This is a genomic window from Nocardia ninae NBRC 108245 (assembly GCF_007990755.1).
GTDB lineage: Bacteria > Actinomycetota > Actinomycetes > Mycobacteriales > Mycobacteriaceae > Nocardia > Nocardia ninae.
In genome coordinates this window covers 52814-73886 of the sequence record NZ_BJXA01000013.1, presented here as the reverse complement: position 1 = coordinate 73886, position 21073 = coordinate 52814, and the positions used below count along the sequence as shown (strand labels likewise).

19 protein-coding genes and 1 pseudogene are annotated in these 21073 nt (G+C 67.5%); 5 read left to right on the top strand and 15 right to left on the bottom strand.

Annotated features, from left to right (window positions below; genetic code table 11):
* Window positions 1-117: 117 nt before the first annotated feature.
* The 5 genes from NN4_RS12560 to NN4_RS12540 all read right to left on the bottom strand — a co-directional run bounded on the left by NN4_RS12560 (window position 118) and on the right by NN4_RS12540 (window position 4689).
* Window positions 118-1059 (bottom strand): hypothetical protein, encoded by a 942-nt coding sequence (locus NN4_RS12560; RefSeq protein ID WP_147130096.1) that lies wholly within the window; start codon window positions 1057-1059, stop codon window positions 118-120.
* 3 nt (window positions 1060-1062) lie between these two features.
* On the bottom strand, window positions 1063-2112 hold the full coding sequence (locus NN4_RS12555; RefSeq protein WP_147130095.1) for a 3-oxoacyl-ACP synthase III family protein: 1050 nt from the start codon (window positions 2110-2112) through the stop codon (window positions 1063-1065).
* A gap of 91 nt (window positions 2113-2203) precedes the next feature.
* Window positions 2204-3040, bottom strand: coding sequence for an SDR family NAD(P)-dependent oxidoreductase (locus NN4_RS12550; RefSeq protein WP_147130094.1), 837 nt, complete (start codon window positions 3038-3040; stop codon window positions 2204-2206).
* A gap of 223 nt (window positions 3041-3263) precedes the next feature.
* A complete protein-coding gene (locus NN4_RS12545; protein ID WP_147130093.1) occupies window positions 3264-3713 on the bottom strand; it encodes an SRPBCC family protein in 450 nt (149 codons plus the stop codon).
* 94 nt (window positions 3714-3807) lie between these two features.
* Window positions 3808-4689, bottom strand: a complete 882-nt coding sequence (locus tag NN4_RS12540; RefSeq protein WP_222595041.1) for an AraC family transcriptional regulator — start codon at window positions 4687-4689, stop codon at window positions 3808-3810.
* A gap of 321 nt (window positions 4690-5010) precedes the next feature.
* Between NN4_RS12540 and NN4_RS12535 the strand changes: the two genes are divergently transcribed.
* Window positions 5011-10464, top strand: coding sequence for an ATP-binding protein (locus NN4_RS12535; RefSeq protein WP_147130092.1), 5454 nt, complete (start codon window positions 5011-5013; stop codon window positions 10462-10464).
* Window positions 10465-10517: 53 nt separating this feature from the next.
* Here NN4_RS12535 and NN4_RS12530 read toward each other — a convergent pair whose 3' ends face one another.
* The 3 genes and pseudogenes from NN4_RS12530 to NN4_RS46050 form a co-directional block, all read right to left on the bottom strand.
* Window positions 10518-10877, bottom strand: coding sequence for a hypothetical protein (locus tag NN4_RS12530; protein WP_147130091.1), 360 nt, complete (start codon window positions 10875-10877; stop codon window positions 10518-10520).
* A gap of 174 nt (window positions 10878-11051) precedes the next feature.
* Window positions 11052-11585: an SRPBCC family protein gene (locus NN4_RS45690; RefSeq protein ID WP_425574286.1), complete on the bottom strand. Its 534-nt coding sequence runs from the start codon at window positions 11583-11585 to the stop codon at window positions 11052-11054.
* Window positions 11565-12086: pseudogene (locus tag NN4_RS46050) on the bottom strand (YbhB/YbcL family Raf kinase inhibitor-like protein); the annotation flags it as partial. The pseudogene NN4_RS46050 and the gene NN4_RS45690, both read right to left, overlap by 21 nt.
* A gap of 118 nt (window positions 12087-12204) precedes the next feature.
* On the opposite strand from NN4_RS46050, the gene NN4_RS12520 reads away from it, so the two are divergent.
* Window positions 12205-12888: a GntR family transcriptional regulator gene (locus tag NN4_RS12520; RefSeq protein WP_147130089.1), complete on the top strand. Its 684-nt coding sequence runs from the start codon at window positions 12205-12207 to the stop codon at window positions 12886-12888.
* Window positions 12889-12935: 47 nt separating this feature from the next.
* Here the strand turns inward: NN4_RS12520 and NN4_RS12515 are convergent, their stop codons facing one another.
* Window positions 12936-13952, bottom strand: a complete 1017-nt coding sequence (locus NN4_RS12515; RefSeq protein WP_147130088.1) for an alpha/beta hydrolase — start codon at window positions 13950-13952, stop codon at window positions 12936-12938.
* 219 nt (window positions 13953-14171) lie between these two features.
* Complete coding sequence (locus tag NN4_RS12510; protein ID WP_147130087.1) at window positions 14172-15044, bottom strand: helix-turn-helix domain-containing protein; 873 nt, start codon at window positions 15042-15044, stop codon at window positions 14172-14174.
* Window positions 15045-15195: 151 nt separating this feature from the next.
* Here NN4_RS12510 and NN4_RS12505 point away from each other — a divergent pair, with 151 nt between their 5' ends.
* Window positions 15196-16374 (top strand): NAD(P)/FAD-dependent oxidoreductase, encoded by a 1179-nt coding sequence (locus NN4_RS12505; protein ID WP_147130086.1) that lies wholly within the window; start codon window positions 15196-15198, stop codon window positions 16372-16374.
* Between the two features lie 104 nt (window positions 16375-16478).
* Here the strand turns inward: NN4_RS12505 and NN4_RS12500 are convergent, their stop codons facing one another.
* Together NN4_RS12500 and NN4_RS12495 are read right to left on the bottom strand one after the other, a co-directional pair.
* Complete coding sequence (locus NN4_RS12500; protein WP_147130085.1) at window positions 16479-16934, bottom strand: YunG family protein; 456 nt, start codon at window positions 16932-16934, stop codon at window positions 16479-16481.
* A 274-nt stretch (window positions 16935-17208) separates the two neighbouring features.
* A complete protein-coding gene (locus tag NN4_RS12495; protein ID WP_147130084.1) occupies window positions 17209-17721 on the bottom strand; it encodes a DinB family protein in 513 nt (170 codons plus the stop codon).
* A 301-nt stretch (window positions 17722-18022) separates the two neighbouring features.
* On the opposite strand from NN4_RS12495, the gene NN4_RS12490 reads away from it, so the two are divergent.
* Window positions 18023-18406 (top strand): hypothetical protein, encoded by a 384-nt coding sequence (locus tag NN4_RS12490; protein WP_147130083.1) that lies wholly within the window; start codon window positions 18023-18025, stop codon window positions 18404-18406.
* An 81-nt stretch (window positions 18407-18487) separates the two neighbouring features.
* Here NN4_RS12490 and NN4_RS12485 read toward each other — a convergent pair whose 3' ends face one another.
* The 3 genes from NN4_RS12485 to NN4_RS12475 form a co-directional block, all read right to left on the bottom strand.
* Complete coding sequence (locus NN4_RS12485; protein ID WP_147130082.1) at window positions 18488-18985, bottom strand: SMI1/KNR4 family protein; 498 nt, start codon at window positions 18983-18985, stop codon at window positions 18488-18490.
* A 30-nt stretch (window positions 18986-19015) separates the two neighbouring features.
* Complete coding sequence (locus NN4_RS12480; protein WP_147130081.1) at window positions 19016-19891, bottom strand: alpha/beta fold hydrolase; 876 nt, start codon at window positions 19889-19891, stop codon at window positions 19016-19018.
* A 180-nt stretch (window positions 19892-20071) separates the two neighbouring features.
* Window positions 20072-20506 carry a hypothetical protein gene (locus NN4_RS12475; protein WP_147130080.1) on the bottom strand — a complete coding sequence of 145 codons (435 nt, stop codon included), beginning with the start codon at window positions 20504-20506 and terminating at the stop codon, window positions 20072-20074.
* A 206-nt stretch (window positions 20507-20712) separates the two neighbouring features.
* Between NN4_RS12475 and NN4_RS12470 the strand changes: the two genes are divergently transcribed.
* Window positions 20713-21066: a VOC family protein gene (locus NN4_RS12470; protein WP_147130079.1), complete on the top strand. Its 354-nt coding sequence runs from the start codon at window positions 20713-20715 to the stop codon at window positions 21064-21066.
* Window positions 21067-21073 lie beyond the last annotated feature (7 nt).

Sequence of the window (21073 nt, the reverse complement as noted above, 5' to 3'; positions counted from 1 at the left end):
GCCCCATTGATCCAGCCGGTGCCACTAGCGTAGGTCGCCGCACCGCGACCTGTCCTCGATTCGCGGCAACAAGATCACGGGCACGGCGCCGAACGATATGGCGGAATGTTAGTTACATCAACATCTTTCGCTCTCGGCGGCGCTGACCCTACGCCCGGTCACCACTGCCGTCGGCTGCGGGTGATAGGTGAGACAGGCCGCCGCGGCGTCGTCGGCGGCCAGGAACAGCACCGTGCCAGCCTGGCCGAGCGCACCGGATTCCCGCGCGTTCAGGTACGCGTGGACCGGCGCCGCGGTGTACGGATCGCCGATCACCGGGGCGACGCCGACGACCGATTCCGGTACCAGCCCCAGCGTTTCGGCGAGGCGGGCCCGGAATCCCAGTGCGGGGGCCGGAGCGAGCAGAACCGCTCGCCCCTCGGCGAAATCGTCGCTGTCGAGGCCTTCCTCGGCCACACAGTCACGAACTGCCGCCGCCGCGAGCGTGATCGGATCTTCCAGCCCGTGCCGGACGCGCATGGCCGAGCGTCCGTGTGCACCGGCCTCTTCCAGCGATACCCAGGCCGACGGCTCCGCCGACCCGGTGGTCTCCTGAGTATGCAAGCGGCCGAATCCGCCTGCGGTGGGCGTGCTTCCGAGCAGTACCGCGGCGGCCCCGGTGGTGTACGGGAACCCCGCGACGTAGCGCTGCGTCGACGGGTGGGTGTCCCCCGCCACCAGCAGCGCGTACTCCACCTCACCGGTGGCCAGGAAGCATTCCGCGGTGCTGATGGCGTGCAGCAGGCCGGTGGCGCCGTGCATCAGATCGAAGGAGAACGCGGGTACCCGCCCTGGCTGGTATTCCAGGCCGATGCCGATCCGTTTCTGAATGAGCGCGGACACGGCGGGCTCGGAAATATTGTCGTCCCGGAAAACTCCCACGTTGATCAGCATGCCGATCTCGTCCACGGAGACATCCGAGCCGGCCAGGCAGGCGCGGGCCGCGCGGGCGGCCAGTTCGAAATAGCTGCCGGTGTCGAGATCGGTGTTCGTCGCGGCGGCGACAATCGTGGTACCCATGGCTCAGGCCTCCAGACGCGAAATTGTCGCGGCGAGATGACCGGACACGATGCCGGACGCCTCGGGAATCATCAGGACCTTCGACCCCTTGGGAATCTTCTGCTGCGCGAGATACTCGTGCAGTACCAGGAAATGCGAGGTCGAGGCCGTATTGCCGTACTCGTGCAGCACATTCAGGGCCTGCGGCATCGGGGTACCGAAGTGCTGCTCGGTCAAGTGCCCGAGATACTCGATGACCGGTCCGCTGAATTGATGATGGATCCAGTAGTCGTATTTCTCACTCTCCCAGGTGCGCCCGGTCTCCTTCAGGAAGGCGTCCATGCGGTTGATCGCCTGCAGGTACCTGCCCTCGTTCTGCATCGCCCGGTTGTCGGTATAGAGCGCGATGCCCGCGGACTGGTCGCTGGGCATGCCGAGGCAATGCTCGGCCCCGCCCGCGGCGGTCATCAATTCGACGTAGTGGATTTCGTCGTGGTCGTCGCCGCGATCGTCGAGCACGACCGCCACCGCCGCGTCCCCGACGGTCAGTGCCGCGAATTGCGGATCGTACGGTTTGCTGATCTCCCGCACCGCGGTCTCCGCGATCGGGGTGATCTGTTCGCCGCTGACCACCAGACCGTTGCGCACCACCCCGGCCTTGATCATCCGGTCCAGCACCAGCACCCCGGTCATCATGCCCGCGCAGGCGTTCGAGACGTCGAAATGCCGGGCCGATGTCGCGCCGATCGCGTTGCCGAGCATCAGCGCGAAGGCCGGCGCGTAGCAGAAGACGTCCTTGCCGCGGGTGCGGGTGATGGAGGCCGAGATGATGATGTCCAGCTCGTCCGCGCGGTAATCCGAATGTCGCAGACAATCGTCGATGGCCTGTAAGGCCAAGTCGAAAGATGATTCATAGTGATCCGGACGCGAGTCGTAGACCCGCCGATTCTTGATCCCGGTGATCCGCTCCAGATCGAGCGACCTTGGCACCGCCAGACTGTCGATCAATTCCTCGGTGGAACGGACGGTTTCGGGAGTGTACGAGCCGATCGACTCGAAACGCGTACGCTGCATAGCCCCTGCTTTCTGCAGATCAGTCGATGACAAACATCATGTGTCGCTTGGACTTTCGACAACGTTGTCGTGGACTGCCTAGCCGCTGCGCCTAGTCGGCGGACTCGACCAGGGTCGCGCTCACCTCGCACAGCTGCTGTCCGAGCGCGTCGTCCTGCGCACGACGCGACGGAGTCTTGATGCGGTTCTTCTGGAAATAAGCGCCGGTGACCGCGGCTACTTCGGGATGGGTCGCGAGATAGGTGAGCGTGCGACCGCCTTCCTCGGCGGTGATCATGAACAGCCGCTTGGCCAGCGCGACCAGCGGCTGCCCGAACCACGGCATCGAATCCCAGATGCCGGTCGCCACCGCGCCGGGGTGAAAGGCGTTGACGGTCACCCCGGTTCCCTCGACACGGTGTGCCAACGCCCTGGCGTACAGGATGGTGGCGAGTTTCGATCGGCTGTAGGCCTGCTCGCCGGAGTATTTGCGCGCGAGACCGAGATCGTCGAAATCCAGTGTGGCGCCGAAATGCAGCACCGAGGAGGTGAACAGGACGCGCGAGGGAGCGCTGCGCACCATCAGATCGATGAGCAGTTCGGTCAGCAGGAAGCCGCCGAGGTAGTTGACGGCGAACGTGGTCTCGATGCCGTCCTCGGTCTCGACGCGATTCTTCTGGTAGCCGCCCGCGTTGTTGGCGAGCACATCCAGCCGGTCGTATTGCGCCAGCACACTTTTGGCGAGCTGACGAATCGACGCCTGCGCGGCGAAGTCACATTCGAGGGTGTCCACGCCGCCCGCACCGGCGGCCCGGACGGCGGTCGCCGCATCGGCCAGCTTCCGCGGATTTCGTCCGACGAGGACCAGCCGATGCCCCTGCGCGGCGCACTGTTGTGCGGCCGCGAGGCCGATACCCGATGTCGCCCCGGTGATCAGGATCGTCTTCATACCCGATCACCCTGCCACACGATTTCGGCCGGTCGGCGGCGTCGAATAGGGGTTGCTACATGACTGAAAGATGCTGCGCCGGAACAACATCTACAGAATCGCGCAGGTCGCGCGTGGTCGGCTCGGGCCGGTCGGCGCTGCCGTGCGCGTGCTCACGCGCCTACGGGTAGGGGTTGATAGGGGTTGGCGCACAACGGCGGGCGAGACAGGCGCCGGAATCAGTTCATTCTTTTACTACCGCTGCCGCCGCGTGCGCGGCAAGGCCATCCGCCATTTGCTGCATGACGCGCCGCATGACACGCTGCAGCAGCCAGCCCGTGCCCCAGCGCGCGGAATACGTTCCGTACCAATGAATGATCGTGCCGCCGTCCGCGGCGGGCACGAGATCGATGACCGCCTGGTAGTTGCGCAGACTCCAGTTGAACGCATCCTCGTAGGTGAGTTGTTTCTCCTCGACGAGTCCGGTCAGCCGCTCTCCGGTCACCGTCCGCCCGGTCCGGAACGCGCGCACCGCACCGACGCCGTCACGGCCGTTCGGATCGAGCCCGCTGGAACGTTCCGGCACCAGGGCGTCGACGGTCGACCAGACCGGCCACGTCCGGGCATCGAGCAGCAGGCGCCAGACAATGGCGGGCGATGCCGCCGAGGTCGCGGTCGCGTCGTAACTCTGCATGATCCGCCGTCCTTTCGCTCACAGGTTGCCAGCCTGCTTCGAAACTAAGCGACGGGCCCGCCCCGCAGCGATGCGCCGAATTGCCGCGTATCGGTCAGATGTTGCGGTACACCGACGGCCGGACGCCGACCTGGCTCAGGAACGCCGACGACAGCGCGCCCGGACTCGCGAAACCGCACCGGTCGGCGATCTGCCCGACGGTGAGGTCGGTGGTGGACAGCAGCCGCTGCGCCTGCTCGATGCGCAACCGGGTGAGGAACCGGTGGGGTGTCTCGCCGATTGCTTCCCGGAACACCCGGATGAAGTGATAGACGCTCAGATGCACTTCGGCGGCGATATCGGCCAACGTCAGCGGCTCGGCCAACCGTTCCCGCATGACGGCGACGCTCGCGCGGACCGCCGCGTGTTCCGGGCCCGGCGGCGGCGCGTGCCGACCGCGGGTGAGCAGGTGCGTCGCGAGGAACGTCGCTGCGGACTCCGCATACATGTCGTGGGTGCCGTCGGCGGCCGGCAGCGCTCGGATCAGCTGTTCGACCACCGGATCACCCGCGTGCACGGCGGCCGCCAGCGCCTCGAAGTCCGGCTTCCCACCGTCGAGCTCGGCGGCCACCCGTTCGACGGTCCCGGACGGAATGTGCACCTGAACAGTGCGCATCGCCGAGGCCGCCCGGTAAGCGCGCAAGCTCGGTGACTCGGGGACGATGAGCTCCAGATCGCCCGGGACCCAGCGCCTGCGCATCGGTTTCCCGTCGGCCCGGCTGCGCATCGCCACGTCGCCCGCCACGTAGAGCACCAGATGCAGATCGGCCGCGCCGGGCATCGGCAGGTCGTCCGCCTCGCGCACATGGTCGAAGCACTGCACCAGCAGCGACCGCCAGCTCGCGTCGTGCCAACTGCAGTAGGTGCGCCGCACATAGGCCGGCATGTCGAAGTCCGCGTACCGTGCGAGATCGAAGTCAGGCGAGTCGAACACCACCAGCCAAGCCTAGGCCCGGTGCCGGAACCCGGCCGGAGGCATCCGGGGCGACTTGGACACCGGACCCAGGGGAATCCCACAGCGTTGCGCCGAATCCCCGAGCGAGGTGAATCATCGTTGTGCGAGGGTGATTCCGGACCGCGCCGGACACCGGAATCGGCCTGATCGAGCCAAATATGGTGGGTTCCCACAACCTACGGACCGGTAACACCCGATCGGGTGTGCACATATTTGTAGTTGAGGTGCACACTACGCGGGACCGAGAGTTGCAAACCTCACCCGATCAACGGGTCAGCTTTCAGGAGAGGAAGGAGTCGGCGAGTGTTCAGCCGCATCGCCATCGTGAACCGGGGAGAGGCCGCCATGCGCCTCATCCACGCCGTCCGAGACTTGGCCGCGGCGACCGCGCGACCGATCGAAACCGTCGCTTTGTACACCGATGTCGACCGGAACGCGACGTTCGTGCGCGAAGCCGATATCGCCTACGACCTCGGTCCGGCCGCCGCCCGCCCCTACCTGGATCTGAAGGCGCTGGAAAAGGCGCTGGTGGAGACCGGGGCCGACTCCGCCTGGGTCGGTTGGGGTTTCGTCGCCGAGGACCCGGCGTTCGCGGAACTGTGTGAACAGATCGGTGTCACCTTCATCGGCCCGAGCCCGGACGCCATGCGCAAGCTCGGCGACAAGATCGGCGCGAAGCTGATCGCCGAGGAGGTCGGCGTGCCGGTCGCGCCGTGGAGCCGTGGCGCGGTCGAGACCGTGGAAGCCGCGATGACGGCCGCCGCCGAGATCGGCTACCCGTTGATGCTGAAGGCGACCGCCGGTGGCGGCGGGCGCGGCATCCGGGTCGTCACCAACGACGCCGACCTGGTCGACGCCTACGAGCGCACCCGTCAGGAAGCCGCGCGCGCGTTCGGCAGTGGCGTGGTGTTCCTGGAGCGCCTGGTCACCGGCGCCCGGCACGTCGAGGTGCAGGTGATCGCGGACGGTCAGGGCACCGCGTGGGCGCTCGGCGTCCGCGACTGCTCGGTGCAGCGGCGCAATCAGAAGGTGATCGAGGAGTCGGCCTCACCGGTGCTGCGCCCCGAGCAGGCGGCCGAGCTCAAGGCGTCGGCCGAGCGGCTGGCGATCGCCGTCGGTTACCGCGGTGCGGCGACCGTCGAGTTCCTCTACCACCCCGGTGACCAGCTGTTCGCCTTCCTCGAGGTCAACACCCGACTGCAGGTCGAGCACCCGATCACCGAGTACACCACCGGTTTCGACCTGGTCCGGGCCCAGTTGCACGTGGCCTCCGGCGGCAAGCTCGAGGGTGACATGCCCATCGAACGCGGTCACGCCATCGAGGCCCGGCTCAACGCCGAGGATCCCGACCGCGACTTCGCCCCCGCCCCCGGCCGCATCGCGCGGCTGAATCTGCCCGCCGGCCCCGGCATCCGGGTCGACACCGGCGTCAGCGAGGGCGACACCATCCCTGCCGACTTCGACTCGATGATCGCCAAGATCATCGCCTACGGCCGCGACCGCGAGGAAGCGCTCGGCAGGCTGCGCCGGGCGGTGGCGCAGACCAGGGTCATTATCGAGGGCGGCGCGACGAACAAGAGCTTCGTGCTCGACCTGCTGAACCAGCCCGAGGTGATCGACGCCAGCGCGGACACCGGCTGGATCGACCGCGTCCGCGGCGAGGGACGACTGGTCTCGCACCGGCACTCCGCCATCGCGCTGGCCGCCGCCGCCATCGACGCGTACGAGGAAGAGGAGCGGGCCGAACGGCACCGGCTGCTGTCCACCGCGTCCGGCGGGCGTCCGCAGGTCCAGCACGAGAGCGGACGGCCGCTCGATCTCAAGCTGCGTGGCGCGAGCTACCGCGTGCGGGTCGCACGCATCGGCGCCCACCGGTTCCGCATCGGCATCGAGGCGGCCGGTGACATCCGCACCGCCGACGTCGATCTCGAACGTTTCGACCGGCACACCGGGCAGATCATGGTGAACGGCACCCGCTACCGGCTGACCACCGGCACGCACGGCCCGGTGCATCTCGTCGACGTCGACGGGGTGACCCACCGGATCAGCCGGGACGAAGGCGGCGTGGTCCGCTCCCCTGCCCCCGCACTGGTCGTCGCCACGCCGCTCGCGGTCGGCGCCGAGGTCGAGGCAGGCGGACCGGTCCTCGTGCTGGAGAGCATGAAGATGGAGACGGTGCTGCGCGCGCCGTTCAAGGCGCGGCTCAAGGAATGCGTCGTGTCCGTCGGCAGCCAGGTGGAGACCGGCGCGCCGCTGCTGTGGCTCGAGCCGCTCGGCGACGGAGACGAGGCGGAGGAGGCCGCGGTCGGCACGGTCGAGCTCGACCTGCCCGTCGGGTCCGCGCGGATCCAGCCGCACGAGCTGACCACCCGCGGCCAAGAGGATCTGCGCAGCCTGCTGCTCGGCTACGACGTCGACCCGCACGACGATCGCCGCGTGCTCGACGACTACCTCACCGCGCGCCAGACGGCGCTCGCGGACGGTCGCAGGCCGCTCGCCGAGGAACTCGAACTGATGGAGGTGTTCGCCGACCTCGCCGAGCTGAGCCACAACCGCTCCTCGGGTGAGGACGGCCAGTACAGCCACGTGCACAGCGCGCGCGAGTACTTCCACACCTACCTGCAGAGCCTCGATGTCGAACGGGCCGGGCTGCCGGAGTCGTTCCAGGCCAAGCTCGCCAACGCGCTCGGGCACTACGGGGTCACCGAACTGGAGCGCACGCCCGAGCTCGAGGCGGCGGTCTTCCGGATCTTCCTCGCCCAGCAACGCCCGTCCGACACCGTCACCGTGATCACCACGCTGCTGCGCGAGTGGCTGCGCGAGCCGATGCCGGACCGGGCGCTGCGTGAGCCGGTCGGCCTGGCGCTGGAGCGGCTGGTGGCCGCGACCCAGGTGCGTTTCCCGGTGATCGCCGACCTCGCGCGCGGCGTGGTGTACGCCTGGTACGGCCAGCCGCTGCTGCGGCGCAACCGGGCCCGCGTCTACACCAACATCCGAAAGCACCTGCGCCACTTGGACGCGCACCCGGACTCGCCGGATCGCGCCGAGCGCATCTCCGACATGGTGCGCAGCACCGAGCCGCTGGTGCGGTTGCTCGGCCAGCGGCTGGTGCGCGGCAACCAGGACAACACGGTCATGCTGGAGGTACTGACCCGTCGGTACTACGGCAACAAGGGTCTCGAGGGGGTACGCACCCACGAGGTGGGTGGCTGCACCTTCGTGATCGCCGAGCGCCGCGGCCTGAGCCTGGTCTCCGCGGCCGTGCGCTTCGACGCGCTGGCGGACACGCTGCGCGGGCTCACCGAACTGGCCCGCGGCTCCGCGTCCATCGACGCCGACATCTACCTCAGCTGGGAGAAGCAGCCCGCCGACTTCGACGCGATGGCGGCGGCGTTGCACGAGGTGCTCGGCGCGCATCAGCTGCCGAGCCAGGTGCACCGGATCACCGTCGCGGTGGCGGGCAGCGGCGGCGCGGTCATGCACCACCACTTCACCTTCCGTCCGTCGGCCACCGGTATGGCCGAGGAGCGACTGATCCGCGGGCTGCACCCGTACATCGCCCAGCGGATGCAGATGCAGCGGCTGCGCAAGTTCGATCTCACCCGGCTGCCGTCCTCGGACGACGAAGAGGTGTACCTGTTCCGCTGTGTCGCCAAGGACAACCCGTCCGACGAGCGCCTCATGGCGTTCGCGCAGGTCCGGGACCTGGCCGCACTGCGCGAGCAGGACGGCAGGCTGCTCGCGCTGCCGACCGCCGAGATCGCCATCGCCACCTGCCTCGACTCGATCCGCCGGGCGCAGTCGCTGCGGCCGTCGGCCAACCGGTTCAACACCAACCGCATCGTGATGTACATCTGGCCGCCGATCGATGTCACGCCGGAAGAGCTGGAGACGGTCGTCAAGCACGTGCGGCCGACCACCGCGGGCGCCGGGCTCGAAGAGATCCTGCTCATCGCGCGCCAGCGTGATCCGAAGACCGGCGAGCTGACCAAGGTCGCCGTGCGCATCGGCTTCGACCTCACCGAGGTGACCATCGGTGAGCGGGCCGACGACGTGATCGAGCCGCTCGACGCGTACCGGCAGAAGGTGCTGCGGGCCAGCAGCCGCAACACCGTGTACCCCTACGAGCTCACCGGGCTGCTCGGCGAGTTCACCGAGTACGACCTCGACGCCGACCATGTGCTGGTGCCGGTCGACCGGCCCAAGGGTCGCAACACCGCGGCGATCGTCGCCGGTGTGGTCAGCACGCCGACCCCGCAGCATCCGCAGGGTGTCACCCGGGTGGTCCTGCTCGGCGATCCGACGAAATCGCTTGGTGCACTGTCGGAACCGGAATGCCGCCGAGTGATCGCGGCGCTGGATCTGGCCGACCGGTTGCAGGTGCCGCTGGAGTGGTACGCGCTGTCCTCCGGTGCCCGGATCTCGATGGAGTCCGGTACCGAGAACATGGACTGGGTGGCGGCCGCGCTCAAGCGGATCGTCGAATTCACCCAGGACGGCGGCGAAATCAACATCGTGGTCTCCGGCATCAACGTCGGCGCGCAGCCGTACTGGAACGCCGAAGCCACAATGCTCATGCACACCAAGGGCATCCTGGTGATGACACCGGACTCCGCGATGGTGCTCACCGGCAAGCAGGCGCTGGACTTCTCCGGTGGCGTGTCGGCCGAGGACAACTTCGGTATCGGTGGCTACGACCGAGTGATGGGCCCGAACGGACAGGCGCAGTACTGGGCACCGGATCTCGCCGCGGCCCGCGAAGTGCTGATGTCGCACTACGACCACACCTACATCGCGCCCGGTGAGCAGACGCCGCGACGTTCGCAGACCAGCGATCCGGTGGACCGCGACGTCTCCGACTTCCCGCATCTGCTGGCCGACAGCGACTTCACCACCGTCGGTCAGATCTTCTCCGCGGCGGCCAATCCGGATCGCAAGAAGCCCTTCGACATTCGGACCGTGATGCGGGCGCTCGCCGACCAGGACCACCCGGTGCTGGAACGCTGGGCCGGCATGGCCGACGCCGAAACGGCGGTGGTGCAGGACGCGCACCTCGGCGGAATCCCGGTGTGCCTGCTCGGTATCGAGTCACGCGGGGTGCCGCGGCGCGGTTACCCGTCCACCGACGGCCCGGACACCTACACCGCGGGCACCCTGTTCCCGCAGTCGTCGAAGAAGGCCGCGCGGGCGATCAACGCGGCCAGCGGCAACCGGCCGCTGGTGGTGCTCGCGAACCTGTCGGGCTTCGACGGGTCGCCGGAATCGATGCGCAAACTCCAGCTGGAGTACGGCGCCGAGATCGGCCGGGCGATCGTGAACTTCCAAGGGCCCATTGTGTTCTGCGTGATCTCGCGGTATCACGGTGGCGCGTTCGTGGTGTTCTCGAAGGCGCTGAACCCGAATATGACCGTGCTCGCGCTGGAAGGATCGTTCGCCTCCGTGCTCGGCGGTGCGCCGGCCGCCGCGGTGGTGTTCGCCGGCGAGGTCAACGCGCGCACCGCCGCCGATCCTCGGGTCCGGGACCTCGCGGCGCGCGCCGCGAACGCCTCCGGCACCGATCGGGCGACGCTCACCGCGGAACTCGACGAGGCCCGGTCCGCGGTGCGCACCGAGAAACTGGGCAACGTCGCCGCCGAATTCGACCGCGTGCACAACATTCAGCGCGCTGTCGAGGTCGGCTCGGTCGATGCCGTGATCAGCACCGCAGAGCTCCGCCCGCGCATCATCCAGACGATCGAAGCCGGACTGCCCGCCTGATCGATGAAATGGCACACCATGGTGCGGGTCTCCCGCATCATGGTGTGCCATTTTCAGTTCTGGGTGCAGACGTGCATCTTCAGCGGGGTTGCGGGAGTGACCTTTCCGGTGGTGGCAGGGTGCGGCACGCTCAGGGCGATGCAGGCGGCCAGCTCCAGGCAGCGTCGCTCGGTGCGGCTGAGGCGCTCGTCTTGGTCTGCGAGGGCGGACCAATCGCGGATGAATGCGAGGCGCACTTGATCGCCGCCCTGGGCAACGGTCTCGATGCTGATGTAGTTGCCCAGGAATTGTTTTCCGAGCAAGCCCGCACGGTGCAGCACGTGAATCGCTATGCGATCGGTGATCGAGTTCGTTGAGTCGGCGCCGCGCTCGAGCAGCACCCGCAGTTGTTCTGCGGTGTATCTATTGGTCATTTGTACTCCCCACTCCAACGTTCATGATCCGGCATAGGTGGTGGGGAATGCTTGGATAAACCGGCCACGAAATGTTGCTGGGGGCTTCGCGTTCCGGGTCGAGGATGCTCGGGGCGCGGTCCGGCGAGCCGGTTGCGACCCGAGCGTGTCCCGTGCGAGGCCTTCAGGCCCTGGTCAGGCGGCGGTCCTGCGGCGGACGGTCCGTTCGAGGATGCCGAGGGTGGCTTTGAGGGCGGACTCGGGGACCACCGGGAAAGTCAGGCGCGACTTCCACTCCTCGCTGATTTGTGACCAGTCGTAGTACGAGGTGACGAGGGTGCCGCCCTCGGCGGGCTCCAGTCGGTAGCCGTAGACGTGCCGGACCGGAGGCCGGATCTGGCCCTGCACGGTCCAGGCGATCTCCTTGTCCGGAATGAGTTCGGTGATAACGACTTCGACGTCGTACTTGCCCAGCGGGAAATCTCCGAGGGCTTCGCGGTCCATGTGAACGAGGAATCGGTCGCCGGGTTGTTGCACCGGTTCGCCTTCGGCGTCGAGGAGCATTCCGGAGGCGTCGATGTCCACGTGGCCCTTCGGGTCGGTGAGGACCGCGAAGATGGTGGCGGCGGGGGCGGGAATGAGGCGGGAGACCTCGACTCGTTCGGTGGATTTACCTACGGCCGTAGCGGTCTCGCCCTCGGGCAGCGTCTCCGCCGTGGCGGTCAACACCGCGCGACCGAGGATGTGTCCCGCCATGGTGAAGCCGAGCAGCGCCGGGGTCGCGTCGGCGGGGACACCGATGGACTCGACATCGAGGGCATGCACCACGACGAAGTAGCGGTGTGGACCGTGACCGGCGGGCGGGGCGGCGCCGAAGTAGCGGGCGGCGCGGGCGTCGTTGGGCAGTTGGATCGCGCCCTCGGGCAAGCCCGAACCGGTGTCGTCGCCCGCACCCTCGGGCAGTTCGGTGACGGTGGCGGGGATGTCGGCGACCGCCCAGTGCCAGAACCCGGACCCGGTCGGGGCGTCAGGGTCGTAGACGGTGACGGCGTAGCTCTTGGTGCCGTCCGGTGCGCCGCGCCAGGACAGGTGCGGGGAGATGTCCTTACCACCGGGGACGCCGGCGGACATCTGCTCGAGTGACCAGGGCGCGCCGTCGGTGACGTTGGCGCTGGTGACAGTGAAGGAGGCCGCCTCGGGGAGGCGAGCGAAGGGGTCGTTGGCGCTCATCGCGTCGTTCCTTTCAGGCCGTGCTGTGGAGTGGCGGGATGTTCCGATCAGGACGCCGCCACAGGATCGACCCTAACACAGATAATCGATTATCCCTCCGATCGTCTATGCTTGACGCATGACCCGGACGGCCCACTCCTCGACCTCATCGGGAAAGCAGATGCTCACCGAGCAGATTTACACGCACCTGCGGGACGCGATCATGCGCGGAAGATTCGCCCCCGGTGACGCGCTCAAACCGCAGGACCTCGCCAAGGAACAGGGTGTGAGCCTGGCCGTCGTGCGCGAGGCGCTCGTCCGGCTGGTCGGCGAAGGCCTCGCCGACCGGCTGCCCAACCGTGGCTTCGCCGTCCCGGCCTTCTCCGACCGCCGCTGGCAGGAGATCGCCGAGGCCCGCCGGACTGTCGAGCCGGTCCTGTTGCGCATGTCCATCCAACGCGGCGACCTCGATTGGGAGTCGCGCGTCCGAGCGGCCCACCACCGCCTGTCCCGCACCCCGCCGTACGTGCCGGACGAAGGCGAGTACTACAGCGACGCCTGGTCCGAAGCCCACCGCGTTTTCCACCGCACCCTCTTGGAAGGCTGCGGCAACCCCGTCCTCCTGGAAACGTTCGACCGACTGTGGACCGCAAGCGAACTCGCCCGCCGCTGGTCCTCCCGCCGCAACCCCGACCGGGACGGTGACGAGGAACACCGCAAGCTGGAGGAAGCCGCCCTGGCGCGCGACCCCGACACCGCAGCCGCCACCCTGACCCAGCACCTCACGCTGACCGCAGCGGCACTTACGGACGCCGCCGACTGACAGGCTTCGGCGAACGCCACAGTCAGCCGGTCCCGTGGAATCGGGGACTATCGTGCCGTCGCCTTCGTCGGACGCGCGGTCGACTGTGATTCGGCTAGGTGCCCGTCGAGGAACTCGGTGATCTCGGCGCGTGCGGCCTTGGCCTGTGGGACCACGCCGGGCAGGGCGAGGAAGGCGTGTGGGGCTCCGCGATGTTCGGAACGTCTTGCGGGGGTGCCGAACTCGCCCAGCCGCTGGGCATAACGACGACCGTGGTCGGCTACCGGGTCGATGGTCGGCACCACGACGAGGGCTGGGGCCAGTCCGCTCAGGTCGGTGGCGTGGAGGGGTGACACCGCGTGGGGATCTGTTCCCTCGGGGACTGCCAATTCGCGGAACAGCCGCAACCTCGCGACGGTCAGCCCCGGGCTGTTCGCGTGCTCGACCATGGAGGGGTAGTCGAACATCGAATCCGTCACGTCGGCAACGGGATTGGTCAATACCTGGGCTCGTAGCGGTAGGTCGGCGGCTTTGGCTCGGATCGCGGTGAGTGCGGCGATCAATGCGCCGGTGCTCTCCCCCGCCACCGCAATCCTTGCCGCGTCGATCCCCCAGTCCGCAGCGTTCTCTGCCAGGTGGCGCAGCACATCCCAGCCGTCGTCGACGGCCGCCGAGAGTGGGCTCCCCGGCGCGAGGAGGCGGTGCTCGACCGAGACGACGATCGCGGGCAGTCGCGCGGCGAAATGACTGTTCGCCCAATCGCATTGCGGTGCCGTCCCCACGAATCCGCCGCCGTGCACGTGCAGGACGAGCGGCAGCGCGGTGGCATGCTCGGCGGTGGGGCGGTACACCCTGACCTGGACCGTCCTGTCGGCCAGTGTCACCTCCTGCCAACGGATCGTGGCACGACGATCCGGGAATCCGGTGATCACTCGACTCAGGCGGGCAGCTGCCTTGCGGTTCGCCGCGTCGCGGTAGGTGATCAGTTCTTCGTCGGTGATCGTCGACCAGTCCGGCTCCTTCTGCACCGTGTGCAGCAGCCGGTAACCGAGCGGTGGGCGTTCGATGCCAGTTACGGCGTTCATGTCATTCCTCCTCGACGGCACCGCGTCGGCCGACCGGACAGCCGGTGTCGAGCGCGTGTTTGCGGACATGAGAGTCAGCATCGACGGAATCCGACCGGTTGTATTGGAAAAATGTTCCCGCTCCGGAGTTCGGGTCCGCGAGGCCGGATGTAGGTCGCAGGTGTCGGCGTTGTGTCGCGGGCGTCGGCGCGGTGTCACCCGCTCAGCACAGCGACGCGCTCAGCGGACGGTCACGCGCTCAGCGGCGGCACCGCCGCCGCGCGTGGACCGGGGCGCCCACGCGACGGGATCGACTGCCAACCACGGCGCGACCGCAAGCGCCGTCGGCGTCAGCCCGGCAAAGCTCCTGGCATCCCGATACAGGTGCGACTGGTCGACATAACCGCTCTCGGCCGACACCGACGCGGCACTGTCCCCTCCCGCAAGACGGTGCGCCGCATAGTCGAACCGAACCAGCTGCGCGGCACGCTTGGGCGTCAGCCCGATCTGCGAACGGAACCGCGACCACAACCTTTTGCGGCTCCAGCCCACCTCCTCGGCCAATCGCTCCACCCGAATCTGCCCCCGGCTCTTCATGATTCGCGCCCAGGCGTAGGCGACCTCCGGATGCACCACCCGCCCCTCCCCCAGCCGACGACCGAGCATGGTTTCCGCGATCGCGAATCGTTCATCCCAGGATCGGGTGGCGTGCAGTTGCTCCCGAAGGCGTACGGCATCGCCCTGCCACAGCTCATCGAGGGCAACCACCGTCCCCGCCAACTCCGACGACGTGCCCAGCACCGCATGCGCGACCACCGGAGACAACCGCACCTGCAGCAGGTCGACCTCCCGCCCGCACCCGCGCACACCGGCAGGCCCGAGACCGACGACACCACCGCCATGCATTCGCACACCACTGGCCGCCTCAGCGAGAAACACGTCACCGAAATCGATGAACACCGTCAGAGCCGGGTAAGGCACCATCGGCAGTTCGACCGGACTCTGTGCCCGGCTACGGAACCCGGCCATACTGACCCCCGCCACCCGTCCCGGCCATGCTGGGACAGCGACATCCACCTCGGCCCCAGCAACACGAACAGGCTCGACGGGCATGCCGCCATCGTACGAGTCGACGGCGTGATCAGCGTGGCACCGGTGCCGACAGGTCGCGGTCCACGCTCCCGGGCGTGGCCTGCCTCACACCTGTCACAAAAGTCGGTCGCCAAGTGTCCTATTCCCGAACCCCGGCAAGTAAGGAGACACCATGACTGGGAACACCGATGTGGTCGTGATCGGCGGCGGGTACGCCGGTGTGCTGGCGGCCAACCGACTGACGCAGCGCGGCGACGTGACCGTGACGCTGATCAACCCGCGTTCGCACTTTGTCGAGCGGATCCGCCTGCATCAGTTGGTGGCTGGGTCCGGCGACGCGGTCGTCGACTACCGGGAGATCCTGGCTGAGGGTGTTCAGCTGGTCGTAGACACTGTGACAGAGGTCGACGTGGCCGCGCGCAGAGTGGGTTTGGCCAGCGGAGGGGTGGTCGGCTACGACTACCTGATCTACGCGGTGGGCAGCGGGAGCGCTGAGCCGCAAGTGCCCGGGGCGGCCGAATTCGCCTATCCCGTGGGCACATTGGAAGAGGCTCAGCGGTTGCGGCCGGTTCTCGATGCGGCGACGGCCGCGGTGACGGTGGTCGGAGCCGGTCCGACCGGCATCGAGGTCGCCGCCGAGCTGGCCGAGCAAGGTCGCAGGGTGACGCTGGTGTGCGGTTCGGTGCTCGGCCCGTATCTGCATCCGCGAGGCCGGCGCTCGGTGGCCAAGCGGATGGCGAAACTCGGGGTGACCGTGCTCGAAGGTCCCGCCGCGACGGTTACCGCCGTCACGCCCGACGTGGTGCGGCTGAGCGGCGGCCACACGCTGCGCAGCGCGGTGACCATTTGGACCGCCGGATTCGGCGTACCCGACCTGGCCGTACGCAGCGGGCTGAGCACCGACGCGGTGGGCAGGCTGCTCACCGATGAGACGCTGACCAGCGTGGACGACGCACACATCGTCGCCGCCGGGGACTCAGCGGCACCGTCGAACCTGCCGTTCCGGATGAGCTGCCAGAGCGCAACGCGGATCGGCGCACACGCCGCCGACACGGTGCTCAGCCGGATCGCCGATCAGCAACCGGCACCCATCAACCTGGGTTTCGCAGGGCAGTGCCTCAGCCTGGGCCGTCGCGCCGGGCTCTTCCAATTCGCCGCCAACGACGACACCGCCACCAAGTTCCACCTCGCCGGCGGCCCTGCCGCGAAGCTCAAGGAGTTCGTGTGCCGGCACACGCTGAAACACCTCGCGGACGAGGCGCGCAAGCCTGGTTCATTGAGGTGGATCAAGGATGAGAAGCGTCGAGAGCTGTTGCAGGCCAGGCGGAGCGAGGTGTTGTCCGTTCGTTGAGCTACCGACTGGACCACGCTCTGGCTGCCCGGGGCGAGCTAGATGTGGTATCAAAATCCGGCACTGCTGCAACATCTTTGGCTGATCGGTCGTTGCGGGGTAAATCAGCCGCGGGGCGCTCCAGATCGATCACGCCCCTTACGGGCGATTGCCGACTCGGCGGGTTCGGGTAGGTGGCCGAGATGGGCGATGACGCGCTCGCGCAGGAGCAGGTACTCGTCCCATCGCCGCGGTAGTCGGTCACGTGGGCGCTCGACAGCGCTTGCAGCAGTGATGATTTGACCGAGCCGGAACTGCTCACGGGTCAGGTCGAGTTCCATGCCGCTGGGCAAACGGTTCCAACAGTGAAACCCGTGCTGCTCCGCACCGAGCCACACCTCCCCCGTCATCAGATCGCCACCGAAGATGTCGTTGACGATCAAGGCCGTGATGTCGCAATGCCCCCAGGCAGGATTGTCGACTTGCCAAGCGGCACGGGCTACATCATCGGCTGAGCAGGTATCGGCCGCCCAACTCGCGCGCAGCGCCCGATCGATATCGAGCAGGTCCCAAACGGTCACATCGGGAGCATCCCACGCCCCACCGACACCCTCACCAGCCGACCAACATCAAAGCGCGGGCTCTCCCACACCACGTCCCGCTCGACACGGGATCGGAGGTCGAGCGGGACACGGTGGCGCAGAAGCGCGAGTAGCGGCACCGTCATGTTCCTCTCGACACGGGGTCCGCGGGCGAGCGGGACACGGTGGCGGAGGAGTACAGCACCGTGGATTCAGCGTGTCGGCACTCGCGAACGTGCGGGCCGGGCGCCCTTTCGGAGACAGCGACCCGCAGCTATTCACCGGTCTGACCGTCGATGACTTCCCGCAGCAGGTCGGCGTGCCCGTTGTGGCGCGCGTACTCCTCGATCATGTGAGTGAGGATCCATCGCAAGCTGTACGTGGCACCGGATGACCGACGCGTACCGACTCTATCGAGCGATCCGCTCGCCTCGACGATCTCCCTGGAACGAGCACATTCCTTCTCCCACAACCTAATCGACTCCTCAGCATCGGCCCCCTCGACCTCGAAGTCGGTGTCGTCAGCGGAATCCTCGCCCCAATACAGAAGCGGCGCTTCGTCACCCTCCAAAACCCGCGTGAACCAGGTCCGTTCCACGTCGGTCAAATGGCGAACCAGTCCGAGGAGCGACAGCGCCGAAGGTGGCACCGCCCGCAGCCGAAGCTGTTCCGGAGTAAGCCCGGAACACTTCCAAGCCAGCGTCTCTCGTTGAAATCGCAGGAACCCGGTGAGCGTCTCGTACTCTCCGGCAACCTGACCTGGTTCACTGCGCTGATTCGACTCCATCCGGCCATCATGCCCCGTCAGATCCGGCCACTATGTGCCACTATCTATACGGGGGTCCGCCAACAGGGCGGGTCGAGGTCCTGACGGGTCGGCGCCTTGGGAGTGCGTCTGCCGCAAGGGATATGGGGGGTTAGATGCGAGTCGCTGTGATCGATCGTCAGCGCACGAGTCGCCCGCGTACGTCGCCGGCGCTCAGCCAGCCCATCGGGTTCAGCTTCCATGCGGACTGTCGCGCCTCATCATCCGCCTCCCCGGTCCGGCCCCGAATGATGTTGTGTCACCAGGCAAAAGGAGATCCACCTTGTCGCTACGAACCATGATCCGCCGAGGCGGCATCGGTCTCGCAGTACTCGTCGCCGCGCTGTACACAGTGCCGACGGCGTCTGCCGAGCCCGCCTACCCCACCGTCTCCGGCACGAACCACGCTGTGGGAAGCACCTACACCATCACCGTCGACGTGAACCCCTACTGGGGCGTCGGCGGCATCGTCAGCTTCGAAGACAACGGCATCCTCATCGGAACCGCCGTCCACGAACCCGACATCCGCGAAGTCAGCATCCAATGGACCCCCAAAACCGCCGGACAACACGGCCTCATGGCCTACGAAGAAACCGGCCACGGCGGCGCCGCCTACCGCAGCTGGGGCCCCAACTACATCGAGGTCGCTCAGGCGTGCCCGGCCTGATCCGCCGAAACACCCTGCACCCCACACCTGATCGGCCCGATAGATGGCGCACCTGCGGCTGCTGCGGTCGAGTCCTGAATATCACCAAAAGGACTCGGCCGCAGTCAAACCGGCCAGGAACGTCTCGAAGTCGGCCGCTAGGAGCAACGAATCCTCTTGGTCCGCATCGAAGTACGTCACGGTGGGTTCGCCGCGAGGCCCGCAACTGCGATAGTCGAGTCCGACCCAGCTGTGCCCGTCACCATCCAGCAGCACGATCGGCGACGGAAGACCCCACTCCGACACCAGGTATGGCGTGTCCAGCATCGTCTGGAAGTCGTCGGAACGGCCGATCCCCATGACCATGTCGAACCGTGCATAGTCGCTTCGAGCGAACGACGGCACCGGAAGTGGCGACGCATTCCATTGTTCGGCGACGGTCCCACCGTTGCGCACCCGCAAGAGCCGCACCAACGCGGGAGGCAGCCGCACCCGCAACTGCTCTTCTGCATCCCGAACCGCCGCATCCGTCAGCGGAGCGAGAACACCGTAGTCGGAGTCACTCCAGAACGATGCCATGACCTGATCGACCGTCGCCACAGCGCGAAGCTTACAAACGGCGCGAGCTGACTACTCAGTGGTGTCCAGAACCTCGCGGAGTTTGCGGGCGAAGGCTTCGGGCTGGCCGGGGTAGCCGAATTCTTCGCCGGCGAAACCTCCGTGGTGGCTGGGGAATACGGTGGCTTGCCGACCGAGGAGTTCGGCGGCGGCTACGGGGGCTCGGCCGGTGAAGGTGTTGAGGGACTCTTCGCCGACCGCGATGACGATTCGGGTGGGGGCGGCGGTGAGGGCGGCGATGTCGGGGCGGTAGCTGCTGACGGCCCAGGATCGGTCGGACAGCAGCGGGTCGTCGCGGGAGCCGTCGTCCTCGCTGGGCAGGCCGAACATGGCGGGATCGGCTGAGGGCTGGGCGAAGTAGTCGTCGGTGAACTCGCCTTGCCAGGAGGTCATGGCGATGAAGCCCGCCATGCCTGCGCCGAATCCCTTGGCCTCGTAGGCATCTCGGTAACCCGCGCGGGCGCGCTCGGCTGCGGCGGCGTCGGGGACCACGGAGATGAGCGGCGGCTCGTGTGCCACCAAGGTGGACACGTCATCGGGGTAGGCGGTCACGAGTGCGAGCGAGACGACCGCGCCACCGCTGCTGGCGAACATCTCGACCGGCCCGGTCCCGAGCGCCTCGATCAGGGCGTGCAGGTCAGCGGCGTGGACCTCAGGCACATTGTCGACCCGGCCGTCCTTGCGAGTGCTGCGCCCGATACCGCGCGGGTCGTAGGTGACCACGGTGCGATCGGGAAAATACGAGGCCAGCGTCGTGAAACCGGTGGCGTCCATTGGCAGGCCGACCATGACCAGCGGCGGGCGTCCATCCGCGGTGGGTAGCGGCCCGTGCACGTCGTAGACGATGGCGAAGTCGGCGGTCTCGAGGGTGTGTGTTGTTCTCGTCATATCCGTACTGACGGTGCCCGCGTCGAAAACTCATCGGTCCCGTCGATCGCGTGTGCGCGCAACCGTAGCGGAAGGCGCGCTGCCGAAAGGAATACCGGGACAACCCATCTGGCAGCGCGCCCCGCCGACCGAACTCGGACCCTCATCGCCAGTGCTGCATCGCCGCTAGCCGAGCAACACTTACTCCGGCGGCTCCGGCCGACGGATCTCGTTCGCGACGGACCCGCCCGCGATATCGGCCTCGATGCCCAGATCTTCCTCGTAGCTGTGCGGCGCGACAACGTCGTCGGCGTCGGCCGCGATCTCGTCGACGACGGTCATCGCCGCGGCTTCGGACGGCCCGGATTCCGGCGGCGGCTCCGGGACCAGATCGGGCTGCTCCTCCTCGAGACGCTCGGCAAGCGGCCGCGCCTCGGCCTCTTCACGCGGCGTCATGCCGTATTTGTCCACACCGGACCAGTGCTCCGGCGGGTCCATGCCTTCCTCGAACGGATCCACCCGGAGACTGTCTTCGTCCAGGTCTTCGGCGCTGTTCAGCGCCGCCGGGTCGGTCTCCACCGCGTCAGGGCCGCCGGTGTCCTGCGGCGGATCCCAGGTGTCCTTTGCGTCGGTCATTGTCAACCTCCTCGCCGTCCGAGCTACCCGGTGCACCGGTGTCGAAACGTAGCCGCCTGCACCTCAGCAAACGGCACGGTGTCCGCCGACTTGCCGAGGCGACAGTTTCCCGGTGACATGGACGGCATGCTCACATACCCGGCGGAGTTCGCGAACAGCGCGTGCCTGACCGGCGAGATCGTCTACCGCACAGGAGAACCGACGAAATGACGAACCGCTGGATCGGCGTAACCATCGACTGCGTCGACGTGCAACGGGTCGCGGGTTTCTGGAGCGCACTACTGGACCGTCCGCAAGGGCCGTCCCAGCCCGGTTGGATCTATCTCGGCGAACTCGATGATCCACAACCCCGCCTCGTCTTCCAGCCCGTGACCGAGCCGAAGCACGGCAAGGTACGCCTGCACCTGGACGTCGCGGTGGACGACATCGATCAGGGCATTGCCCAGGTCATCGCCCTCGGCGGCCGCGACACCGGCGAGCGGCACGACTACGACGAGGGTGTGGTCGTCGTGCTCGCCGACCCGGAAGGCCATGAATTCTGCCTGGTCCAGTACTACTGACCTGCGG